Consider the following 263-nt stretch of genomic DNA (forward strand, 5'->3'; position numbering starts at 1 on the left):
ATACGCTAAGTTTTTTAGAACTAACTTCAATAAAAAAATCCTGTTCTTGATTTCTCTTGAACAGGATTTTTCTTTTAATTTATTTTAAAATTCTATTTATCCAGAATATCACTTATGGCTTTGATAAAATCTGAAATACCTAAAATATTTGTATCCAAAGCCTTGCTACCGTTTCCGTAAGGTTCGTATTTTTTAATATTAGAACCTGAAAACAAACCTAAAGTTGGTGCTTTAGACGCACTTGCCAAATGCATAATTCCGCT

1 protein-coding gene is annotated in these 263 nt (G+C 29.7%); it reads right to left on the reverse strand.

Annotated elements, in window-relative coordinates:
- Positions 1-92: 92 nt before the first annotated feature.
- Entirely contained in the window at positions 93-254 is a 162-nt protein-coding gene (locus SB717_RS36835; protein WP_410908028.1) for a hypothetical protein, read from the reverse strand.
- Between the last annotated feature and the right edge of the window lie 9 nt (positions 255-263).

The sequence above is a fragment of the Priestia sp. SIMBA_032 genome (assembly GCF_046535215.1).
In the GTDB taxonomy this organism is placed as follows: Bacteria; Bacillota; Bacilli; order Bacillales; family Bacillaceae_H; genus Priestia; species Priestia aryabhattai.

Excerpts from the sequence above, each read along its gene's own strand:
- SB717_RS36835 (WP_410908028.1), bottom strand. The coding sequence starts at position 254 with ATGCATTTGGCAAGTGCGTCTAAAGCACCAACTTTAGGTTTGTTTTCA.